General features: G+C 61.5%; 17 protein-coding genes. 6 read left to right on the top strand and 11 right to left on the bottom strand.

Annotated features, from left to right (window positions below; genetic code table 11):
• Position 1: 1 nt before the first annotated feature.
• Positions 2 to 574, top strand: a complete 573-nt coding sequence (locus tag ACI2JX_RS02125) for a peptidoglycan binding protein CsiV (RefSeq protein WP_404689242.1) — start codon at positions 2 to 4, stop codon at positions 572 to 574.
• Between the two features lies 1 nt (position 575).
• On the top strand, positions 576 to 3,887 hold the full coding sequence (locus ACI2JX_RS02120; protein WP_404689241.1) for an SNF2-related protein: 3,312 nt from the start codon (positions 576 to 578) through the stop codon (positions 3,885 to 3,887).
• Between the two features lie 97 nt (positions 3,888 to 3,984).
• On the opposite strand, the gene nagZ is transcribed toward ACI2JX_RS02120, so the two are convergent.
• From nagZ to ACI2JX_RS02105, 3 genes are read right to left on the bottom strand one after another with little or no spacing between them, the layout of a single operon-like run.
• On the bottom strand, positions 3,985 to 4,983 hold the full coding sequence (gene nagZ, locus ACI2JX_RS02115; RefSeq protein ID WP_404689517.1) for a beta-N-acetylhexosaminidase: 999 nt from the start codon (positions 4,981 to 4,983) through the stop codon (positions 3,985 to 3,987).
• 22 nt (positions 4,984 to 5,005) lie between these two features.
• Positions 5,006 to 5,530, bottom strand: a complete 525-nt coding sequence (locus ACI2JX_RS02110) for a L,D-transpeptidase family protein (RefSeq protein ID WP_404689240.1) — start codon at positions 5,528 to 5,530, stop codon at positions 5,006 to 5,008.
• 46 nt (positions 5,531 to 5,576) lie between these two features.
• Complete coding sequence (locus ACI2JX_RS02105) at positions 5,577 to 6,290, bottom strand: TetR/AcrR family transcriptional regulator (RefSeq protein WP_264235431.1); 714 nt, start codon at positions 6,288 to 6,290, stop codon at positions 5,577 to 5,579.
• A gap of 234 nt (positions 6,291 to 6,524) precedes the next feature.
• Between ACI2JX_RS02105 and lexA the strand changes: the two genes are divergently transcribed.
• Both lexA and sulA read left to right on the top strand, forming a co-directional pair.
• Entirely contained in the window at positions 6,525 to 7,133 is a 609-nt protein-coding gene (lexA, locus tag ACI2JX_RS02100; RefSeq protein ID WP_264235430.1) for a transcriptional repressor LexA, read from the top strand.
• Between the two features lie 13 nt (positions 7,134 to 7,146).
• Positions 7,147 to 7,623: an SOS-induced cell division inhibitor SulA gene (gene sulA, locus ACI2JX_RS02095; RefSeq protein WP_368971330.1), complete on the top strand. Its 477-nt coding sequence runs from the start codon at positions 7,147 to 7,149 to the stop codon at positions 7,621 to 7,623.
• A 44-nt stretch (positions 7,624 to 7,667) separates the two neighbouring features.
• Here the strand turns inward: sulA and ACI2JX_RS02090 are convergent, their stop codons facing one another.
• From ACI2JX_RS02090 to ACI2JX_RS02060, 7 genes are all read right to left on the bottom strand, one after another.
• On the bottom strand, positions 7,668 to 7,901 hold the full coding sequence (locus ACI2JX_RS02090) for a hypothetical protein (protein WP_138220148.1): 234 nt from the start codon (positions 7,899 to 7,901) through the stop codon (positions 7,668 to 7,670).
• Positions 7,902 to 7,951: 50 nt separating this feature from the next.
• Complete coding sequence (locus ACI2JX_RS02085) at positions 7,952 to 8,473, bottom strand: DUF6586 family protein (RefSeq protein WP_264235428.1); 522 nt, start codon at positions 8,471 to 8,473, stop codon at positions 7,952 to 7,954.
• A 230-nt stretch (positions 8,474 to 8,703) separates the two neighbouring features.
• A complete protein-coding gene (gene topA / locus ACI2JX_RS02080; RefSeq protein WP_404689239.1) occupies positions 8,704 to 11,316 on the bottom strand; it encodes a type I DNA topoisomerase in 2,613 nt (870 codons plus the stop codon).
• 100 nt (positions 11,317 to 11,416) lie between these two features.
• Entirely contained in the window at positions 11,417 to 11,668 is a 252-nt protein-coding gene (locus ACI2JX_RS02075) for a DUF1653 domain-containing protein (protein WP_186556330.1), read from the bottom strand.
• Between the two features lie 79 nt (positions 11,669 to 11,747).
• On the bottom strand, positions 11,748 to 12,923 hold the full coding sequence (fadA, locus tag ACI2JX_RS02070) for an acetyl-CoA C-acyltransferase FadA (RefSeq protein ID WP_186556329.1): 1,176 nt from the start codon (positions 12,921 to 12,923) through the stop codon (positions 11,748 to 11,750).
• A gap of 32 nt (positions 12,924 to 12,955) precedes the next feature.
• On the bottom strand, positions 12,956 to 15,103 hold the full coding sequence (gene fadB, locus ACI2JX_RS02065; protein ID WP_404689238.1) for a fatty acid oxidation complex subunit alpha FadB: 2,148 nt from the start codon (positions 15,101 to 15,103) through the stop codon (positions 12,956 to 12,958).
• Between the two features lie 486 nt (positions 15,104 to 15,589).
• Positions 15,590 to 16,027 carry a hypothetical protein gene (locus tag ACI2JX_RS02060; RefSeq protein ID WP_404689237.1) on the bottom strand — a complete coding sequence of 146 codons (438 nt, stop codon included), beginning with the start codon at positions 16,025 to 16,027 and terminating at the stop codon, positions 15,590 to 15,592.
• Positions 16,028 to 16,136: 109 nt separating this feature from the next.
• Here ACI2JX_RS02060 and ACI2JX_RS02055 point away from each other — a divergent pair, with 109 nt between their 5' ends.
• Positions 16,137 to 16,580 (top strand): universal stress protein, encoded by a 444-nt coding sequence (locus ACI2JX_RS02055; protein ID WP_264235424.1) that lies wholly within the window; start codon positions 16,137 to 16,139, stop codon positions 16,578 to 16,580.
• A 128-nt stretch (positions 16,581 to 16,708) separates the two neighbouring features.
• On the opposite strand, the gene ACI2JX_RS02050 is transcribed toward ACI2JX_RS02055, so the two are convergent.
• Entirely contained in the window at positions 16,709 to 18,637 is a 1,929-nt protein-coding gene (locus tag ACI2JX_RS02050) for an ATP-binding cassette domain-containing protein (protein WP_404689236.1), read from the bottom strand.
• A 216-nt stretch (positions 18,638 to 18,853) separates the two neighbouring features.
• Here ACI2JX_RS02050 and ACI2JX_RS02045 point away from each other — a divergent pair, with 216 nt between their 5' ends.
• Entirely contained in the window at positions 18,854 to 20,782 is a 1,929-nt protein-coding gene (locus tag ACI2JX_RS02045) for a transglycosylase SLT domain-containing protein (protein ID WP_264235422.1), read from the top strand.
• Positions 20,783 to 20,841: the final 59 nt, after the last annotated feature.

Here is a 20,841-nt window from a genome sequence, read left to right as displayed (position 1 = left end):
CATGCGTGCCATCCGTTGCCTGACCTTGCTGCTGACGCTGTTTGCGCCGGCCGCCTTCGCCGAAGGCCTGTATCAGGTAGAAATGATTCTGGTGCGCCAGAACGACGTGCCGGCAGTGACCAGCCAGTTCGCCCCGGAAGATTGGAGCGCCGGCGCCCCACGCCTGGCCAAGGACGCTGAACGTCCGCCCGTGCTGGGCGATGAGGCCACTCGCCTGGAAGCGACGCCCAGCTACACCGTGCTGCTGCACAAGGCCTGGCAACAACAGCTTGGCAGCGAGCCAAGCCGGATTGCCGTCGGCGCGGGTGAAGAGCAATTCGGCCACTTCCCCATCGAAGGCAACCTGAGCCTTACCGAAGGCCGTTTCATCGCAGTTGAGGCGAACTTATGGGTCAACCAACTCGACGGCAATGGCAGCGTGCTGCGCAGCGAGCAGTTCAAGCAAACCAACAGCAATATGAAGAGCGGCCAACTGACCTTCCTCGATGGCGGGCACCTGGCCCTGCTGCTGAAAGTCGCGCCGGTAGGTGCGCGCAAGCTGCCGGTGATGGATCCGGAGATGATGGAGCAGTGAAGTGAGCGAGAGCGAGACGCAGCAACTGCTCAGGGACCACGAAAGCTGGACCGCAGATTTCGATCCCGGCGCACTTGGGCGTGGTCGCGACTATGCCGCACAGGACCGCGTGACCCTCCACTCGATCCACGACAACACCATCGAGTCGACCTGCACCGGCTCTGCTCGGCATCTCTACAGCCAGAAGATCAACCTGGTGATGAATGCTGGCAGGCTGCGGGTCCTGGCACGCTGCTCCTGCCCGGTCGGGATCAACTGCAAGCACTGCGCCGCCGCCCTTTTTCATCTGCAGGGCGATCGGCCAGCACTGAACGACCACACGCTGGCCTTGCCGCACGAACTGAGCAAATGGGTGGAGGGCCTGGAAACGCCAACCCCAGCAGCCAAAGCCCGCGAAGCCTCGCGCAAAGGCCCGGCCATCTATTACCAGATCAGCCTTGATCAACAGCGCTGGCTGCTGACAGCGATGAAGGGCACGCCGCAAGCCGACGGCCACCTAAAGCTGAGCCGCATCACCTCGATGCCGGAGATGATCTACTACACCCCGCGCTACGTCACCGACGAAGACGCACGCGTGCTACGCCTGATCGATACCCAGAGCAGAGGCACAGGACTGCCTGTGCTTTGCCTGGAAGGCAAGAAGGGTGCGGAGGTGTTCGAGTACGCCTTGGCAACCGGGCGGGTGCTGCTCGCCGAGCCCCAGGCAACCCTCGCCGCCGGGCCGGTACGGCATGCCGCGTTTCGTTGGGTGCGGCTGAACAACGGCAGTTATCGCGGCGCCTGGTACCACGATGAACACATGCCCCTGCTCGCCCTGCCGCTCGACCCGCTGTATTACATCGATACCGAAAATCACCTGGCGGGTAAGCTCAGCCACGACCTGGACCCCTTCATAGCCAGCCAACTAGCACGTGCACCTACCGTACCCGAACACCTGGTCATCCCCTTGAGCCATCGCCTGAACGCCCTGAACCGTCACGTGCCAACGCCAACGCCAGTGCGCAGTGAAACCATTGATAGCCTCACCCCCACGCCGCGGCTGACCCTGGGTAGCCTCGAATTCAGCGCCTACATGCCCAAGACCGGACGCATGCAGCGCCAGATGCAACACCGCGCCGCCCTCGCCTTCGACTACGACGGCCTGCGCGCCACCGGCACTGATGACAAACCGCTGACCCGCCTGGTCGGCGAGACCAGCCAGCGCATCCAGCGCCAACCCCAGGCCGAGCAGGCCATTCGCAAAACCCTGCGTGAGTTCGGCTTCAAGCCGGCCACCCGGCAGAGCAAGGCCCTGCCCGACAGCGCTGGCGACATGCACCAACTGCCCGACGATGAAGCCTGGCTGCAGTTCGCCCGCGAAGGCCTGCCGCGCCTGCGCGAGGCCGGCTGGGAGGTCGAAGTACACCGCGACTTCGCCTTCAACCTGCACGAGGTGGACGACTGGTACGCCACGGTCGAGGAAGCCCCTGGCCATGAATGGTTCGATCTGGAGCTGGGCATCGTCGTCGATGGTGAACGCCACAGCCTGCTGCCGATCGTCCTGCAGCTACTGCGCAGCAACCCCGAGCTATTGCGCCCCAGCGAGCTGGCCCGGCGCAATGACGATGAACACCTGCTGATCGACCTCAACCGGGGCCGACCAGAGAGCCCGGCCCTGCGGGTAGCCCTGCCCTACGGCCGCATCAAGGCGGTGATGGGCACCCTCGGCGAGCTCTACCTGCACGAGGGCGCCGCAGGCCCCGCCCTGCGCCTGGACCGCGCCGACGCAGCCCGCCTGAACGATATCGAGCACCTGCCGCTGCACTGGGAAGGCGGCGAGCACGTACGCGGCCTCGGTCGGCGCCTGCGTGACGCCCGCGAGCTTGAGGTCGAGCCGCCCAAACAGCTCAAGGCCACCTTGCGCCCTTACCAGCAACAGGGCCTGAACTGGCTACAGGCGCTGCGCGAGATGGGCACCGGCGGCATCCTTGGCGACGACATGGGCCTGGGCAAGACCCTGCAAACCCTCGCCCACCTACTGCTGGAAAAGCAGCACGGACGCCTTCAGCAGCCAGCCCTGGCGGTCATGCCCACCAGCCTGGTACCCAACTGGCTGGACGAGGCCCAGCGCTTCGCCCCCGACTTGCGCGTACTCGCCCTGCACGGCCCAGGCCGCAGCAAGCATTTTGCCACGCTCAGTGAGTACGACCTGGTTCTGACCACCTACGCCCTGGTACCTCGCGACCTGGAACACCTGCGCGCGCAACCTTGGCATACGCTGGTGCTCGACGAGGCGCAGAACATCAAGAGCAGCACCAGCAAGGCCGCCCTGGCCGTTTGCGAGCTACAAGCCACTCAGCGCCTATGCCTGACGGGCACACCGATGGAAAACAACCTGGGTGAGCTATGGTCGCTGTTCCACTTCCTGATGCCCGGCTGGCTGGGCGATCTCAAACGCTTCAACCACGACTACCGCACCCCGATCGAGCGCCACGGCGACCACGAACGCATGGCCCACCTGGCCAGTCGCATCCGCCCGTTCCTGCTGCGACGCACCAAAGAGCAGGTGGCGCAGGATCTACCCGCCAAGACCGAGATGGTTCACTGGGTCGAGCTCAGCGACGCCCAGCGCGACACTTATGAAGCGGTAAGGGTGGCGATGGACAAGAAGGTCCGCGACGAGCTGGCGCGCAATGGCGCAGCGCGCAGCCAGATCGTCATCCTCGACGCGCTGCTCAAGCTGCGCCAGGTGTGCTGCGACCTGCGTTTGGTCAAGAGCGTGGAGAGCAAAGGCAACCAGGCCGACAAAGGCAAACTAGGCAGCCTGATGCAGATGCTCGAAGAGCTGCTCAGCGAAGGCCGCCGGGTACTGCTGTTTTCGCAGTTCACCTCGATGCTGGCGCTGATCGAGCAAGAGCTTGAGAAACGCGAGATCCGCTACAGCCTACTGACCGGCGACACCCGTGACCGCCGCGCGCCGGTGCGACAGTTCCAGAAGGGCGATAGCGAGGTGTTCCTGATCAGCCTCAAGGCCGGCGGCACCGGCTTGAACCTGACTGCGGCTGATACCGTGATTCACTATGACCCGTGGTGGAACCCCGCCAGCGAGAACCAGGCTACCGACCGAGCCTACCGCATCGGCCAGGACAAACCGGTATTCGTGTTCAAGCTGATTACCCGAGGAACCGTGGAAGAGAAGATCCAGCTGCTACAGCAAGAGAAAGCGGCACTGGCAGCCGGGCTGCTGGATGGCGGCCAGGCCGGGCAGTGGCGGCTTGGGGATGAGGAGATTGAAGCGCTGTTCGCGCCGTTGCCAGGCAAGCGCGGCAAGTAGCCATAATTGCCACAGCCGCATCGCGGGCCGAGCCTGCTCCTACAGAGATGGATAAGATCTGCGGGAGCGGGCTTGCCCCGCGATGAGGGCCAACCTGTCAATCGACCAGCTGCGCCTCTCTCAAGACCCCCAACGCTTCCAGCCAACGCGGCTGCTGCCGATAATCGGTGCGTGCAAAACCACGTCCGCGCATCCCGGCAATCCTCGGCGAAGGCTTGACCTTCAAGCGCTGCGCCGCACTCAGCGCCAGCTCCGCCGCCGCCCGGTCGTTGCATACCAGGCCCATATCGCAACCGGCAGTCAACGCCGCCTCGATCCGATTGGCAGCATCGCCCACCACATGCGCCCCAGCCATCGACAGGTCATCACTGAAGATCACCCCGTCGAAGCCCAACTCGCCGCGCAGGATGTCCTGCAACCAGCGTCGGGAAAAACCAGCAGGCTGAGTGTCGATTTGCGGGTAAATGACATGCGCCGGCATTACCGCCGCCAATTGACCGCTCAGACGGGTGAAGGGCACCAGGTCGGCCTGGCGCAGTTGCTCAAGGCTGCGCTCGTCAGTAGGAATCGCCACATGCGAATCCGCTTCAGCCCAACCATGCCCCGGGAAGTGCTTGCCGCAAGCGGCCATACCCGCAGCATTCATACCGCGGATGAACGCACCGGCCAGCTGCGTGGCACGCTCAGGATTACCCTCGAACGCACGACTACCCACCACTGCGCTGCGCTGATGATCAAGATCCAGCACCGGGGCGAAGCTCAAGTCCAAGCCAACCGCCAACACCTCGGTGGCCATCAGCCACCCGCACTGCTCGGCCAGGTACTCGGCGTTGTCGTTATCGGCGATTGCGCGCATCGCTGGCAGGCGCACAAAGCCTTGGCGCAGGCGCTGGACCCGGCCACCTTCCTGATCGACGGCAAGAATCAGGTCAGGGCGAATGGCGCGAATCGAGGCGCACAGCTCACTCACCTGGCGCGGGCTGTCGATGTTACGCGCAAAGATGATCAGGCCGGCCACTTCGGGCTGGCGCAGCAGATGCCGGTCCTCGGCGGTCAGCCAGAGACCGGCGATGTCGACCATCAGGGAGCCTTGCAGGCTGGCAGTCATGGAAAGTCCTTCATTCGATATTCAGGGAAAGCCATTGCGGGCATGCGACCTCGTCGATCCGCACCGGGCAGTGGGCGGGCACGCGATCGAACAGGTCCAGTAAATCAACATTGCGCAGGCGTACGCAGCCATGGGACAGAGGTATACCCAGCGGTTGCGTATCCGGCGTGCCGTGCAGATAGATATAGCGGCGAAACGTGTCGCGCCGACCCAGACGATTGACCCCGGGTTCGCAGCCACTGAGCCAGAGGATGCGACTGAGGATCCAGTCGCGCCCGGGAAATGCTGCGTGCAGCGCCGGCGACCACACTTCACCCGTCCAGCGGCGACTGCTCAACACCGCGCCGAGGGGCAAGCCGGCACCGATCTTGGCCCGCACTTGATGCAGGCCGCGTGGGGTGCAACCCGAACCATTGAGCTCACCGGCACCGTTGCGCGCGGTGGAAACCGCCAGGCGCAGACGCAACTGCCCATGGGCAAAACCGTAGAGGTGCTGGTCGGCGAGGGAAATGTGCAGGAAATCGAGGTCGGGCATGGGCGCTAGCTTAGCCCAACTGCTCTTGCTCGCCCAGCCTCGGCGCTCAGGCCTTGGCGGGGGTACTGGAGGCGCTTGACTTGGCCCGCGGGCGCAGTTGCGCTGCGGCCATGGCCTCATCGGTGACACCGCTGTCGGCGCGCATACCGGCCGCCAGGAACGGCACCATCAGGCGCATGACCTGCTCAATCGAGGTATTGATACCGAAATCGGTCTCGGCAATCGCCCGCAGGGCCTTGATACCCGACATGCTGAACGCCGCGGCGCCGAGCATGAAGTGCACCCGCCAGAACAATTCGAGCGGCGGAATACGCGGGGCCGCTTCATTGACCAGCAACATGTAACGACGGAATACCTTGCCGTACATGTCTTCCAGGTAACGCCGCAGGTGGCCCTGGCTCTGACTGAACGCAAGGCCCAGCAAACGCATGAAGATCGACAGGTCATTGTTGCTGCGCGGCTGCACTACCAGCGCCTGCTCGACCAGCATCTCGAGCAGTTCTTCAAGGCTGGGCTTGCTCTCCGGACGCGCCTGGCGACGCTCCAGCTCACGCTCCAAGCTGGCACAGAAGGGGCCGAGGAAGCGCGAGAAGACTGCCTGGATCAGGGCCTTCTTGGAGCCGAAGTGATAGTTCACCGCCGCCAGGTTGACCCCGGCCTTGCTGGTGATAAGCCGCAACGAGGTTTCCGCGAACCCCCTTTCCGCGAATAGCTGCTCGGCAGCATCGAGAATGCGTTCAACGGTTTCCGATTGGGCCATGACTACTCACTACTCCGGGACGGGGCCTGACAAACAGTTGTTTGAAACATACGTTTCAGGCCATCATCTGTCAAGGCTCGGTGACCCATGGGTCGCCATTAAAACACAGCGCTGCGCTTCAAGCTGCAGCCCCCGCAATACGCCCCCTCACGCATCTTCTTCCGTTAACTGCTTGCAGCGAGCCATCTACTGTATATAATCCCAGTCACTGTATAAAAAGACAGAGCGCTCGCCATGTTGAAACTGACGCCACGCCAAGCCGAGATCCTGGCTTTCATCAAACGCTGCCTCGACGACAACGGCTTCCCGCCAACGCGTGCCGAGATTGCCCAGGAACTGGGCTTCAAGTCGCCCAACGCTGCCGAGGAGCATCTCAAGGCCCTGGCCCGCAAGGGTGCAATCGAGATGACCCCAGGTGCATCCCGCGGCATCCGCATCCCTGGCCACGAAGCCAAGGCTGAAGAGAGCGGCTTGCCGATCATCGGCCGGGTCGCGGCCGGTGCGCCGATTCTCGCCGAGCAGCACATCGAGCAATCCTGCAACATCAATCCGACCTTCTTCCACCCTCCTGCCGACTACCTGTTGCGTGTCCACGGCATGAGCATGAAGGACGTCGGCATCTTCGACGGCGACCTGCTGGCGGTACACACCTGCCGCGAGGCCCGTAATGGCCAGATCGTCGTCGCCCGTATCGGTGATGAAGTGACCGTCAAGCGCTTCAAGCGCGAAGGCAGCAAGGTCTGGCTGATCGCCGAGAATCCCGAATTCGCCCCCATCGAAGTCGACCTGAAACAACAGGAGCTGGTTATCGAGGGCTTGAGTGTCGGCGTCATACGCCGCTGATCCAGGAGGCGCCATGCAGCAGTTCATCCACGCACCCCAGTCCGCCCAGCTACCGCTGTTTGAAGCCTTTCTGGCCGAACCGGTACTGCCGGGCCTGAAGGCTAGCGCACACGCGCGCAAGAGCAGCCAGCCCGAGCGGTTCAGCGAACTGGCCCTGCGCGGTGCGCCGGGTCACTGCCAAAGCCTGTTGGCGCCTGTGCTACGCGACCTGAGCGAAGAGCAAGATGCACGCTGGCTGACCCTGATCGCCCCACCCTCCAGCCTGACCCAGGCCTGGCTGCGCGATGCAGGCCTTAACCGCGAACGCATCCTGCTGCTGCAACCGGGCGGCAACCAGAGCGCCCTGCAGCTGGCCTGTGAAGCCCTGCGCCTGGGCCACAGCCACACCGTGGTCAGCTGGCTGGGCAACCTCAACGCCAACACCCGTCAGCAGCTGATCCGCGCTGCCAACAGTGGAAATGCACAAAGCCTGAACATCCGCCTCGGCTGATGTTCAGGCTTTGCCTGTATTGATCGCTATCGTGTAGCTGATACTCAGTGCAGAACGCGCGGGCCTTCTTCGCGTTCGAAGTCACCTTCGACCAGCTTGCCTGCCATCTGCACACCCACACTGAGCATGGCCTTGGCCACTTCAACGTGCTGCCCCTGCAGGAATGCCTTGGCGTCCTCGGAGAAATCCAGGGTTACCAGAGAGCCTTCATCTTCGGCGCGACGCAGCTCGATCCGGCCATCAGGCAACTCTACAATTTCAAGAAAGGACGTTGACATAAAGGGCTGTTCTCCACGAAAGGCGGGCATTGTACCAGCCAAGTGGCCTATCAGCACTCACTCAACGCGTCACGAAAACGTCGCACCAGATCTTTCAGATTTTTCCGCCAGCTTTCCAGTTCTTCCCGAGATAGCGCGGGCTGCTCGGCTTCGTCGAGATTTATGGCTTGAATCAGCGGCTGGGTAACGTCGGTTTTGGCGACTTTCTTGGCGACAGGTGGTCGGAACAAATCGGCATAAGCTGCTAGCAATTGCGCCAGCCAGGTTTCCGGTTGGCGTGCCAATTCGAGCATCTCGGCCATTTCCGGAATCGCCACGCTTTGCAGGACTTCATCGTTGAGCAACACCTCAGCACGCGCGGCGCTAGCCTGGGGCAGACGATAGAAACCACCGATTTCGTGGCACAACCCCAGCAGCGCGCCGTACAGGTGAAACAGCGCCGATTCGCGCTCGGCCTGGATCAACCCCTGGGCGTTCATCGCCCGGCTTTGCTCAGCCTTGGCCATGGATTCCAGTGCAAGACCGGCAAAGAACAGTTTCTGGTTGGTGCGGGTGTAGAGTTCCTGGGCCATTTCAATGCCCTCCCAAAGGCTGCAAGGCGATAGCTCAGTTTCAGCCATCGCCCCGCCCTCTCGCAAGCTCAAAAACATCGCGGGGCATAGCTGCTTTTGGAGCTGTTTCGCGGGCAAGCCCGCCCCCACAGTTATTGCGCTTATCCTTAGAAGCGGCGCGATCCCTGTGGGAGCGGGCTTGCCCGCGAAGGGGCGCAAAACGGCCCCATATCAAGAAAGGCAGTGCGATATCAGCGCTTGTCTTCTACCTTCCACACGCTGCCATCGTAGAACGCCTTCCAACCCGTCGGCTTGCCATCGACCTCGGACTGCACGTACTGCTCCTTGGTCTTACGGCTGTAGCGGATCACCGCCGGGCGACCTTCCGGGTCTTTCTGCGGCGCTTCGCAGAGGAAGTGATACTTCGGATCGATCTCGTGCTTGTGCGGGATGATTTCCATTACCAGCGGTGCACGCGTCTCGCGGTTTTTCGGGAACTGGCTGGCAGCCAGGAATAACCCCGATGCGCCGTCACGCAGCACGTAGGTGTCGTTGACCTTCTCGCACTTGAGCTCCGGCATGTCCACCTTGTCCATCTTCGGTGGCGCCGCTTCGCCGCTCTTGAGCAGCTTGCGGGTGTTCTTGCACGCAGGGTTGGTGCAACCGAAGAACTTGCCGAAACGGCCAGTCTTGAGCTGCATCTCGCTGCCGCACTTGTCGCACTCCAGGCTCGGCCCTTCGTAGCCCTTGATGCGGTAGCTGCCTTGTTCGATCTCGTAGCCGACGCAATCTGGGTTGTTACCGCAGATATGCAGCTTGTGCTTCTCATCGAGCAGGTAGGCATCCATCGCTGTGGCGCAGATCGGGCAGCGATGCTTGCCCAACAGCACCCGCGACTCCGACTCACCTTCGTCGTCGGCGGCAATTTCGTCGCCTGGCACCAGGTTGACGGTAGCCTTGCAGCGCTCTTTAGGCGGCAGGCTGTAGCCCGAGCAGCCAAGGAACACGCCGGTGGAGGCGGTACGAATCATCATCGGGCGGCCGCATTCCTTGCACGGAATGTTGGTCATGGTCGGCTGATTGGCGCGCATGCCGTTTTCCGACGACTCGGCAGTCTGCAGCTTCTTGCTGAAGTCGCCGTAGAACTCGTCGAGAACGTTCTTCCAATCGCGCTCGCCCTGGGCGACGTCGTCGAGGTTTTCTTCCATGTCGGCGGTAAAGCCGTAGTCCATCAGGTTGGAGAAGCTCTCCGACAGACGTTCGGTGACGATGTCACCCATCTTCTCGGAGTAGAAGCGGCGGTTATGCAGGGTCACATAGCCACGGTCCTGAATGGTGGAAATGATTGCCGCATAGGTCGATGGACGGCCAATGCCACGCTTTTCCATTTCCTTGACCAGGCTGGCTTCGGTAAAGCGCGCCGGCGGCTTGGTGAAGTGCTGGCTTGGGTCGAGCTTGATCAGCTTGAGCGCCTCGCCCTGGGCCATGTCAGGCAGCACATCGTCTTCGCCTGGCTTGCTCTGTTGCGGCAGCACCCGGGTGTAACCGTCGAACTTGAGGATACGGCCCTTGGCACGCAGCTCGAAGTCACCAGCGTTGACTGTGACGCTGGTGGACAGGTACTGCGCAGGCGGCATCTGGCAGGCCAGGAATTGGCGCCAGATCAACTCGTACAGACGCTCGGCGTCACGCTCCATGCCACTGAGCTTGGTGGGATGGGTGTTGACATCGGAAGGACGAATCGCCTCGTGCGCCTCCTGGGCGCCTGCCTTACTGCCGTACACGATCGGCGCTTCAGGCAGGTACTGCTTGCCGAATTCTTTCTCGATGTAGCTGCGAGCCATGTCCACAGCGTCAGCCGACAGGTTGGTCGAGTCGGTACGCATGTAGGTGATGTAGCCGGCTTCGTACAAGCGCTGCGCCATCATCATGGTCTTCTTCACGCCGTAGCCCAGGCGATTGCTCGCGGCCTGCTGCAGGGTAGAGGTAATGAACGGCGCCGAAGGCTTGCTGCTGGTTGGCCGGTCTTCGCGCTTGGCCACGCTGTAGCTGGAGGCCTTGAGCTTGTCCAGGGCAGCCATGGCCTGGGCTTCGTTGAGCGGCTTGAAGGCTTCACCCTTCTCGCGCGCCACTTCGAAACGCACCTTGGCATCCTTGGCGGTGCCAAGGTCGGCGTGCACTTCCCAGTACTCTTCAGGGTTGAAGGCACGAATCTCGCGCTCACGCTCGACCACCAGCTTGACCGCTACCGACTGCACGCGACCTGCCGACAGGCCACGGGCGATCTTCGACCACAGCAGCGGCGAGACCATATAGCCCACGACGCGGTCGAGGAAGCGCCGTGCCTGCTGGGCGTTGACCCGGTCGATATCTAGCTCACCTGGCTGCGAGAACGCCTCCTGGATGGCTTTCTTGGTGATTTCGTTGAACACCACGCGTTTGTAGCGAGTGTCGTCACCGCCGATGGCCTCACGCAGGTGCCAGGCAATCGCCTCCCCTTCGCGGTCCAAGTCGGTCGCGAGATAGATGGTGTCGGCATCTTTAGCCAAACGACGCAACTCGTCGATGACCTTTTCCTTGCCCGGCAGGATCTCGTACTTGGCCTTCCAGCCCGCATCCGGATCGACGCCCATACGCGCGACCAGCTGGCGCCGAGCCTTCTCTTTCGGCGACAAGGCCGGCGCCTCACCCGCTGCAGCCTTGCCACGCTTGGCCGCCGGCTCCTTACTGGTGCTGGCCGAACCGCTGGTGGGGAGGTCACGGATGTGGCCGATACTCGACTTCACCACGTACTGGCTGCCCAGGTACTTGTTGATGGTCTTGGCCTTGGCCGGGGATTCCACAATGACCAGCGATTTGCCCATGGATCGGAGTATTCCTGAATCTGAAGATGAAAAACGCGTCAGGTGCCGCACGCGGCACCGCTATATATAGTGGCAACAGGGTGAGGTCAAGCGCAGTCGACTAAGCCTGGTCTGCACCGGGATGCTCGAACCGCCCTTCTTCGGCCGTGACCAAAGCAAAGCGTGGCACCTGCTCGCCGTCAACCTCGACTGACTCCAGGAACATCGAAAGGGGTCGCACCCAAAGCCCGTAATCACCATACAGGCATTGGTAGAAGACTACCCACTCTTCGCTTTCAGAGTGCCGCGCAGCGCCGAATACACGATACTCAGGGCCCTTGTAGTGGCGGTATACGCCTGGCTGTATGTGCATCTCGCTGACCCTCTTGAACAAATTCTGTAAAAAACAAAAACCGGGGCACATGGCCCCGGTTGCTGCCTAGCGATCGCGATCAGACGCGTTCGAAGACAGTGGTGATGCCTTGGCCCAGGCCTACACACATGGTGGCGACGCCCAGGGTACCGCCATTTTGCTTCATGACGTTGAGCAGGGTGCCCGAAATACGAGCACCAGAGCAACCGAACGGGTGTCCCAGAGCAATGGCGCCGCCGTGCAGGTTAACCTTCTCATTCATCTTGTCGAGCACTTTCAAATCTTTCAGCACTGGCAGGGCCTGTGCGGCGAAGGCTTCGTTGAGCTCGATGAAGTCGATATCGGCCATGGTCAGGCCGGCACGCTTGAGGGCTTTCTGGGTTGATGGCACCGGGCCGTAACCCATGATTGCCGGGTCGACGCCAGCTACTGCCATGGAGCGAATCACCGCCAGCGGCTGGATGCCGAGGTCCATGGCGCGCTGGCCAGACATGACGATCATGCACGAAGCACCGTCAGTGATCTGCGAAGAAGTACCGGCAGTGACCGTACCACCTTTTGGATTGAAGGCAGGCTTGAGGGCGGCCAGGCTTTCCAGGGTGGTGTCAGGGCGAATGGTTTCGTCGAAGTCAAAGACCTTGAGGAAGCCGTTTTCGTCATAACCCTGCATCGGGATGATCTCGTCCTTGAACTTGCCTTCCAAGGTCGCCTTGTGAGCGAGCTGGTGAGAGCGCAAGCCAAAGGCATCTTGCTGTTCACGGCTGATGCCATGCATCTTGCCGAGCATTTCGGCGGTCAGGCCCATCATACCCGAGGCTTTTGCCGCATGCAGCGACATGTGCGGGTTAGGGTCGACGCCATGCATCATGCTGACGTGGCCCATGTGCTCGACGCCACCGATGACGAACACGTCACCATTGCCAGTCATGATCGCCTGGGCGGCGGTGTGCAGCGCGCTCATCGACGAGCCACACAGGCGGCTGACGGTCTGCGCAGCCGAGGTGTGCGGGATCTGGGTCATCAAGGAGGCCATGCGGGCGATGTTCCAGCCCTGCTCCAGGGTCTGGTTGACGCAGCCCCAGATCACGTCCTCGACTTCTTTTGGATCGACCTTGTCGTTACGCTCCAGCAGTTTGCTGATCAGGTGCGCGGACATGTCTTCGGCACGGGTGTTGCGGTGCATGCCACCCTTGGAACGGCCCATCGGGGTCCGACCGAAGTCGACAATCACCACGTCTCTTGGATTCAGGCTCATATCAATACTCTCGCTCTAACTCGTTTGGGCGCTCAGTTGAAGAAGCGCTGGCCAGTCTTGGCCATTTCGCGCAGCTTCGCGGTGGGGTGGTACAGCGGCCCCAGATCGGCGTACTGGTCGGCCAGGGCGACGAACTCAGCGACCCCGATCGAGTCGATGTAGCGCAGCGCGCCCCCACGGAAGGGAGGGAAGCCGATGCCGTACACCAGGCCCATATCGGCTTCGGCGGCGGTTTCGACAATGCCATCTTCCAGGCAACGGACGGTTTCCAGGCACAACGGGATCATCATCCAGTTGATGATGTCCTGGTCGCTGACTTCACGCTGTTCGAAGACGATCGGCTTGAGCACATCCAGCACGCTGGCATCGGCGACTTTCTTTGGCTTGCCGCGCTTGTCGGTCTCATAGGCATAGAAGCCCTTGCCGTTCTTCTGGCCGAGGCGATTGGCCTCGTACAGGGCGTCGACGGCAGAGCGGCGATCGTCCTTCATGCGGTCCGGGAAGCCTTCGGCCATCACGTCGCGGCCGTGGTGGCCGGTGTCGATACCGACCACGTCCATCAGGTAGGCCGGGCCCATCGGCCAGCCGAACTTTTCCATGACCTTGTCGATGCGCACGAAGTCGACGCCGGCGCTGACCAACTTGGCGAAGCCGCCGAAGTACGGGAACAGCACGCGGTTGACCAAAAAGCCCGGGCAGTCGTTGACCACGATCGGGTTCTTGCCCATTTTCTTGGCGTAGGCAACGGTGGTGGCCACGGCCACTTCGCTGGACTTCTCGCCACGGATCACTTCCACCAGCGGCATCATGTGCACCGGGTTGAAGAAGTGCATGCCGACGAAGTTTTCTGGGCGCTTGAGGGCTTTGGCCAGCAGGTTGATGGAGATGGTCGAGGTGTTGGAAGCGAGGATCGCATCTTCCTTGACCTGGCCTTCCACTTCAGCCAGCACGGCTTGCTTGACCTTGGGGTTCTCGACCACCGCCTCGACGACGATGTCGACATTGGCGAAGTCGCCATAGGACAGGGTCGGGCGAATGGCATTGAGCGCCTCGGCCATCTTCGCCGGGGTCAGGCGGCCCTTCTCGACGCGGTTGCCGAGCAGCTTGGAGGCTTCGTTCAAACCCAACTGAATGGCGTCTTCACGAATATCCTTCATCAGGATAGGCGTACCCTTGACCGCCGACTGGTAGGCGATACCGCCACCCATGATACCGGCGCCGAGCACGGCGGCCTGCTTCACGTCCTGGGCGATCTGGTCATGTGCCTTGGCCTTGCGCTTGAGCTCCTGATCGTTGAGGAACAGGCCGATCAGGCTGGCGGCGACGTCAGTCTTGGCCAGCTTGGCAAAACCTGCGGCTTCGACTTCCAGCGCTTTGTCACGGCCGAAGTTGGCCGCTTTCTGAATGGACTTGATCGCTTCGACCGGCGCCGGGTAGTTCGGACCCGCCTGGCCGGCAACGAAGCCTGTGGCGGTTTCGAAGGCCATCATCTGCTCGATGGCATTGAGCTTGAGTTTCTCAAGCTTGGGCTGGCGCTTGGCCTGATAATCCAGCTCACCACTGATAGCGCGCTTGATCAGGTCCAGGGCGGCGGCCTGCAGCAGCTCAGGCGCGACTACAGCGTCGACTGCGCCGACTTTCAGGGCGTCTTCGGCACGGTTTTCCTTACCGGCGGCAATCCACTCGATGGCGTTGTCCGAACCGATCAGGCGCGGCAGGCGCACGGTGCCGCCAAAGCCTGGGTAGATGCCCAGCTTGACTTCCGGCAGGCCAATCTTGGCGCTGCTGGACATGACCCGGTAGTCGGCGGCCAGACACATTTCCAGGCCACCGCCCAAAGCGATGCCGTTGATGGCAGCGACAGTAGGCACGCCGAGATCTTCGAAGTCATTGAAGATGCGATTGGCTTCCAGGTTACCAGCGACCAGTTCGGCCTCGGGCAGCTTGAAGTTGTCGACGAATTCGGTGATGTCGGCGCCGACGATGAACACATCCTTGCCACTGCTGACGATAACGCCCTTGACCGAAGCGTCGCCCTTGATGGCAGCTACGGCCTGGCGCAGTTCGTCCAGGGTCAGGCGGTTGAACTTGTTGACGGACTCACCCTTGAGGTCGAACTTGAGTTCGACGATGCCGCTTTCAAGAGCCTTAACCGTGATGGCTTTACCTTCGTAAATCATCAACTGATCTCCACGATATGGAAGCTGAACTGTACACGCCGAACGCTGGCTGAAACGCTGTCTATTCAGCGGTCTTACCAGGCACACCCGTCAGCGCGATAGTCGGGATTCGTACGAGCGGTCTGACATACAAACGCTCAATTCATACGCCCGTTTGATTTGGGTATGCACACATTCTCCGAAATGATCGACGTTGTCAAATGCTCGCAAGCAGTGCGAAAACGCGACTTTCCGGTCATTTTGCAACGCGTGGGTGCAAACCCTGATGACAGTGATCGCCAGACATTCATGGCGGCGATAAACATAAAGGCGGGAGGGAAAATGCGTTTGGCCGATCGCAAATTCGCTGAGGCTAGCTATAGTGAGGGGCGAGTTGAATGTTTCCCGGCCTGCCTGGCCATTCTGCGGCTGCAGAACGCATCGCGGGGCAAGCCCACTCCACGCTAACGCGGGAGCGGGTTTGCCCCGCGATGTCGTTTTTAGGGTTTAAGCGAGGGTTTCCAAGGTCTGGGCAATATTCTGCAACACAGAACTATCGCCGCGCTCTCCCCAGTAGAGAGCGATCATTTGGCTATTGGCCTCGACCAGGTAGACATTGCCTGGCAGGCGGGAAAATTGCTCGATCAGGCGTGGATCGGCACAAGGCTCACGCCACGTGTTCCACCATACCCCGGGACTCACCTGCCAGTAGGCCCAGCAATCGTCGCGCCCTTTGCGCCGCGCCCGGTGATACTGCGGACAAGGGCTTGGCGGTTGGTCTTGTAGCCAGTGCGGCCAATGCTGCGGCGCCAATTGCATGGCCAGCCCCATACGCCGACCTTCCAGGCGCAGGTTCATCTGCTCGCTCTGTTTGCGTGAGGGGCGCAACCACGCCAGAGGGCTGAGAATCAGCGCAAGGATTGACACCACCAGCCATACCGTCATATCTGTAGATCCCATAAAGCGTTGCAAATGAGCTGGTTAGCCAGGTTTCACGTTAATCGGCGCGAAAGCGACCATACTTCTACTATCGCGATTGTCAGGAGTACCACCCATGGAATACCAACATATTCTGGTCGCCGTCGACCTGACCGAAGAATGCGACCCGGTGATCAAGCGCGCCAAGGCGATCGCTCTGGCTAACGGCGCGAAGGTATCGCTGGTACACATCGTCGAGCCGATGGCCATGGCCTTTGGCGGTGACGTGCCGATGGACCTGTCGCAGCTGCAACAACAGCAGTTCGACCAGGCCAAAGAGCGCATGGAGCGCTTGTACAACAAGTATCCCGATATCAACCGCGGTGATTCGCACCTAGTCTACGGCCAGCCGCGCCAAGAGATTCATCAGCTGGCCAAGGATCAACAGTGCGACCTGATCGTGGTCGGCAGCCATGGTCGTCATGGCCTGGCGCTGCTACTGGGCTCCACCGCCAATGACGTGCTGCATGGTGCGCCGTGCGATGTGCTGGCGGTGCGTCTGCTGAAGAAGGAAAGCTAAGGGCCGCGGGGTTCTGAACGGCCTCATCGCGGGGCAAGCCCGCTCCCACGCCAGCGCTTTCAGTGCCAGCGGCGTGGGAGCGGCTTGCCCCGCGATGAGGCTCGCCCGATCACCGCAAGTGCCGCACCTTAACCCTCCAGCTCAGCCCAGCGCTCAACCAGCACGTCCAGCTCAGCCTGCAGCTTCTCAAGCTTGGCCAGCACCGCCGAGGTCTCGCCGATCGGCCGCTGGTAGAAGCTCGGCAAACCGACTTCTTCCTGTAACTTGGCCATGGACTGCTCGATCACATCAATCTGCCCCGGCAAGGCTTCCAGCTCACGCTGAAGCTTGTAGCTGAGCTTCTTCTTGCTGGCATCTGCCACCGGTGCTGCGCTAACCGGCGCCGGTGCTTCAACCGTTTTCTCCACCACAGCGCTGTTGAGCTCGGACTTGCCGCCCTTGCTCTCGGTCACGCCCAACAACTTCGGCGAGCCGCCCTGACGGATCCAGTCTTCGTAGCCGCCGACATATTCACGCACCTTGCCCTCGCCTTCGAACACCAGCGTGCTGGTGACCACGTTGTCGAGGAAGGCCCGGTCGTGGCTGACCATCAGTACCGTACCCTTGTAGTTGCACAGCACCTCCTCGAGCAGCTCGAGGGTTTCCACGTCCAGGTCGTTGGTCGGTTCGTCCAGCACCAGCAGGTTGGCCGGTTTGCTGAACAGTTTGGCCAGCAGCAAACGCGCACGCTCACCACCCGACAGCGCCTTGACCGGCGTACGAGCACGCTGCGGGCTGAACAGGAAGTCGCCCAGGTAGCTCAGGACATGGCGGTTCTGGCCATCGATCTCGATGAAATCGCGGCCTTCGGCCAAGTTTTCGATAACGGTTTTTTCCAGGTCGAGCTGGTGACGCATCTGGTCGAAGTAAGCCACTTCCAGTTTGGTGCCGCTCTCGACCTTGCCGCCGGTGGGCTGCAAATCACCGAGCATCAGCTTGAGCAAGGTGGTCTTGCCGGTACCGTTGGCGCCCAGCAGGCCGATACGGTCCTCACGCTGCAGCACCATGGAGAAGTCCTTGACCAGCATCGGCCCTTGCGGGTGAGCGAAGCTGACGTTTTCCAGGACCATCACCTGCTTGCCGGATTTTTCCGCCGACTCGATCTGGATATTGGCTTTGCCCTGGCGCTCGCGGCGTTCACCACGCTCGACACGCAAGGCCTTGAGGGCGCGCACGCGACCTTCGTTACGGGTCCGCCGGGCTTTGATGCCCTGGCGGATCCATACCTCTTCCTGGGCCAGGCGCTTGTCGAACAGCGCGTTGGCAGTTTCTTCAGCGGCCAGTGCGGCTTCTTTGTGCACCAGGAAGCTGGCGTAGTCGCCGTTCCAGTCGATCAGGCCACCACGGTCCAGTTCAAGGATGCGCGTGGCCAGGTTCTGCAGGAAGGAACGGTCGTGGGTAATGAACAGCACAGCGCCGTTGAAACCGCTCAGGGCCTCCTCCAGCCAGGCGATGGCACCGATGTCCAGGTGGTTGGTTGGCTCGTCGAGCAGAAGCAGGTCCGGCTCGGACACCAGCGCTTGGGCCAGCAGTACCCGGCGACGCCAGCCACCGGAAAGCTCGGCCAGGGTTTTGTCGGCCGGCAGTTGCAGGCGGCTCAGGGTACTGTCGACCACTTGCTGCAGGCGCCAGCCGTCACGCGCTTCGAGCTCGTGCTGGACATGCATGAGCTTGTCCAGGTCTTCATCGTTGTGGATGTTCTGGCTCAGGTGATGGTACTGCGCGAGCAGTTCACCGACGCCATCCAGGCCGGCAGCGACTACATCGAACACGGTGCGCTCGTCGGCCACCGGCAGTTCCTGCGGCAGTTCGCCGATCTTCAACGCCGGAGCGCGCCAGATGGCACCATCGTCGGGCTTCTGCTCGCCCTTGACCAGGCGCAGCATGCTCGACTTGCCCGTGCCGTTGCGACCGATGATGCACACCCTCTCACCACGGGCGATCTGCCAGGAAACCTTGTCCAGCAGCGGCATGGCGCCGAACGCAAGGGACACATCGCTTAATTTGAGTAGGGTCATGATCATCTCCAAAAACTGGGCGCGCATTCTACCTGACTTGACCCTTGCCGGCATCAAGTCAACGCCAGCGCAAACGCTTTGCGACATCTGGTCGAACTTAACAGTTGGATACAAGCGCAGTGCTTTCACCGCCAGCGCGCAAACGGCTAAGCTTACGCAATACAACAGTGCTGGCCTCGCCGTCACTTTCCCATGGTTCAACTGCCCGGACGTATCATGCGCAGCCGCCTGTTACAGATTGCTTCTTGCCTGCTGATCACCGCCGCCACTGCCAGTGCGGCGCAGGCCGCCGACCTTACCCAGCAACGTCAGTACTATGACGAAGCCAAACGCGCCCTGGCCAAAGGCGACAAAGGCCCTTACCTGCGTTATTCGCAGGCCCTGCGTGATTATCCACTGACGCCCTACCTGGCCTATGACGAGCTGACCGCCCGCCTGAAAAGCGCCAGCAACGAAGAAATCGAAGGCTTCCTCGCCAAGCACGGCGATCTGCCTCAAGCCAACTGGATGAAGTTGCGTTGGCTACGCTGGCTGTCCGAGCGCGGCGAATGGAACACGTTCGCCAAGTATTACGACCCCAAGCTCAACTTCACCGAACTGGACTGCATCAATGGCCAGTATCAGCTCAGCCATGGCAAACGCGCCGAAGGCTTTGCCAGCGCCGAAAAACTATGGAACGTCGGCAAGTCGCAACCGGCGGCCTGCGACACCCTGTTCGCGATGTGGGCAGCCGAAGGCCAACTGACCGAGGCCAAGCGCTGGGAACGCGCCAAGCTTGCTGCCCAAACGCGTAACTACGCCCTGGCCAACAGCCTGGTAAAGACCCTGACCACCCTCGCCCCGCAAGGCAAACTGCTGATCGATGTGGCGCAAAAGCCCGAGCTGCTCAACCAGCCTTCGCGCTTTACCCCGGTCAATGAAGCGATGTCCGACGTGGTCAGCCTGGGCTTGCGCCGGCTCGCCCGCCAAAACCCTGAGCGGGCCATGGCCTTGCTCGATGACTACGCCCAGCGCATGCACTTCTCGCGCGACGAAAAGGTCGCCATCGCTCGCGAAATCGGCTTGACCCTGGCGCGCCGCTACGACCCACGCGCACTCGACTTGATGACCCGCTACGATCCTGAGCTGCGCGATAACACCGTCAGCGAATGGCGCCTGCGCCTACTGTTGCGTCTGGGCCGCTGGGAAGAAGCTTACGAGCTGACCAAGCGCCTGCCCCAGGACCTGGCCAGCAGCAGCCGCTGGCGTTACTGGCAGGCCCGTAGCCTGGAGCTCGCCCAGCCGAACAACCCGCAGATCCCGCTGCTGTACAAGACTGTGGCTCGTGAGCGCGACTTCTATGGCTTCCTTGCGGCCGATCGGGCGCAGACGCCTTATCAGCTGAACAACAGGCCGCTGGTGCTGAGCCCGCAGCTGGTCAACAAGGTGCGTAATACCCCGGGTATCCGTCGCGCGCTGGAATTCCACGCACGCGGCCAGATCGTCGAGGGGCGCCGTGAGTGGTACCACGTCAGCCGGCACTTCAACCGTGACGAGATGGTCGCCCAGGCGCGCCTGGCGTACGACTTGCGCTGGTACTTCCCAGCTATTCGCACCATCAGCCAGGCGCAGTACTGGGACGACCTGGACATCCGCTTCCCAATGGCGCACCGCGATACCCTGGTGCGTGAGGCCAAGGTCCGCGGCCTGCACTCCAGCTGGGTGTTTGCCATTACCCGACAGGAAAGTGCCTTCATGGAAGATGCTCGATCTCCGGTGGGTGCCAGCGGCTTGATGCAGTTGATGCCGGCCACGGCCAAGGAAACTGCGCGCAAGTTCAGTATTCCTCTGGCCTCGCCGTCGCAGGTGCTTAATCCGGACAAGAACATTCAGCTGGGTGCGGCTTATTTGAGCCAGGTGCATGGGCAGTTCAATGGCAACCGGGTGCTGGCCTCGGCGGCCTACAACGCTGGGCCTGGGCGGGTGCGGCAGTGGCTCAAGGGGGCTAAGCATTTGAGTTTCGATGTTTGGGTTGAGTCGATTCCATTCGATGAGACGCGCCAATATGTGCAGAACGTGCTGTCTTATTCGGTGATTTATGGGCAGAAGCTGAATTCGCCGCAGCCTTTGGTGGATTGGCATGAGCGGTATTTTGACGATATGTGAGGTGGGCTTGGGCTTGGGCTTTTAGAGATTTGAGCTTATCCGTTTGATGTGGCGGCGCT

The sequence above is a fragment of the Pseudomonas sp. NPDC088890 genome, from assembly GCF_044900155.1.
GTDB lineage: Bacteria > Pseudomonadota > Gammaproteobacteria > Pseudomonadales > Pseudomonadaceae > Aquipseudomonas > Aquipseudomonas urmiensis.
Note: the sequence above shows the minus strand (reverse complement) of the source record. Positions and strands in the feature narration are given on the sequence as shown.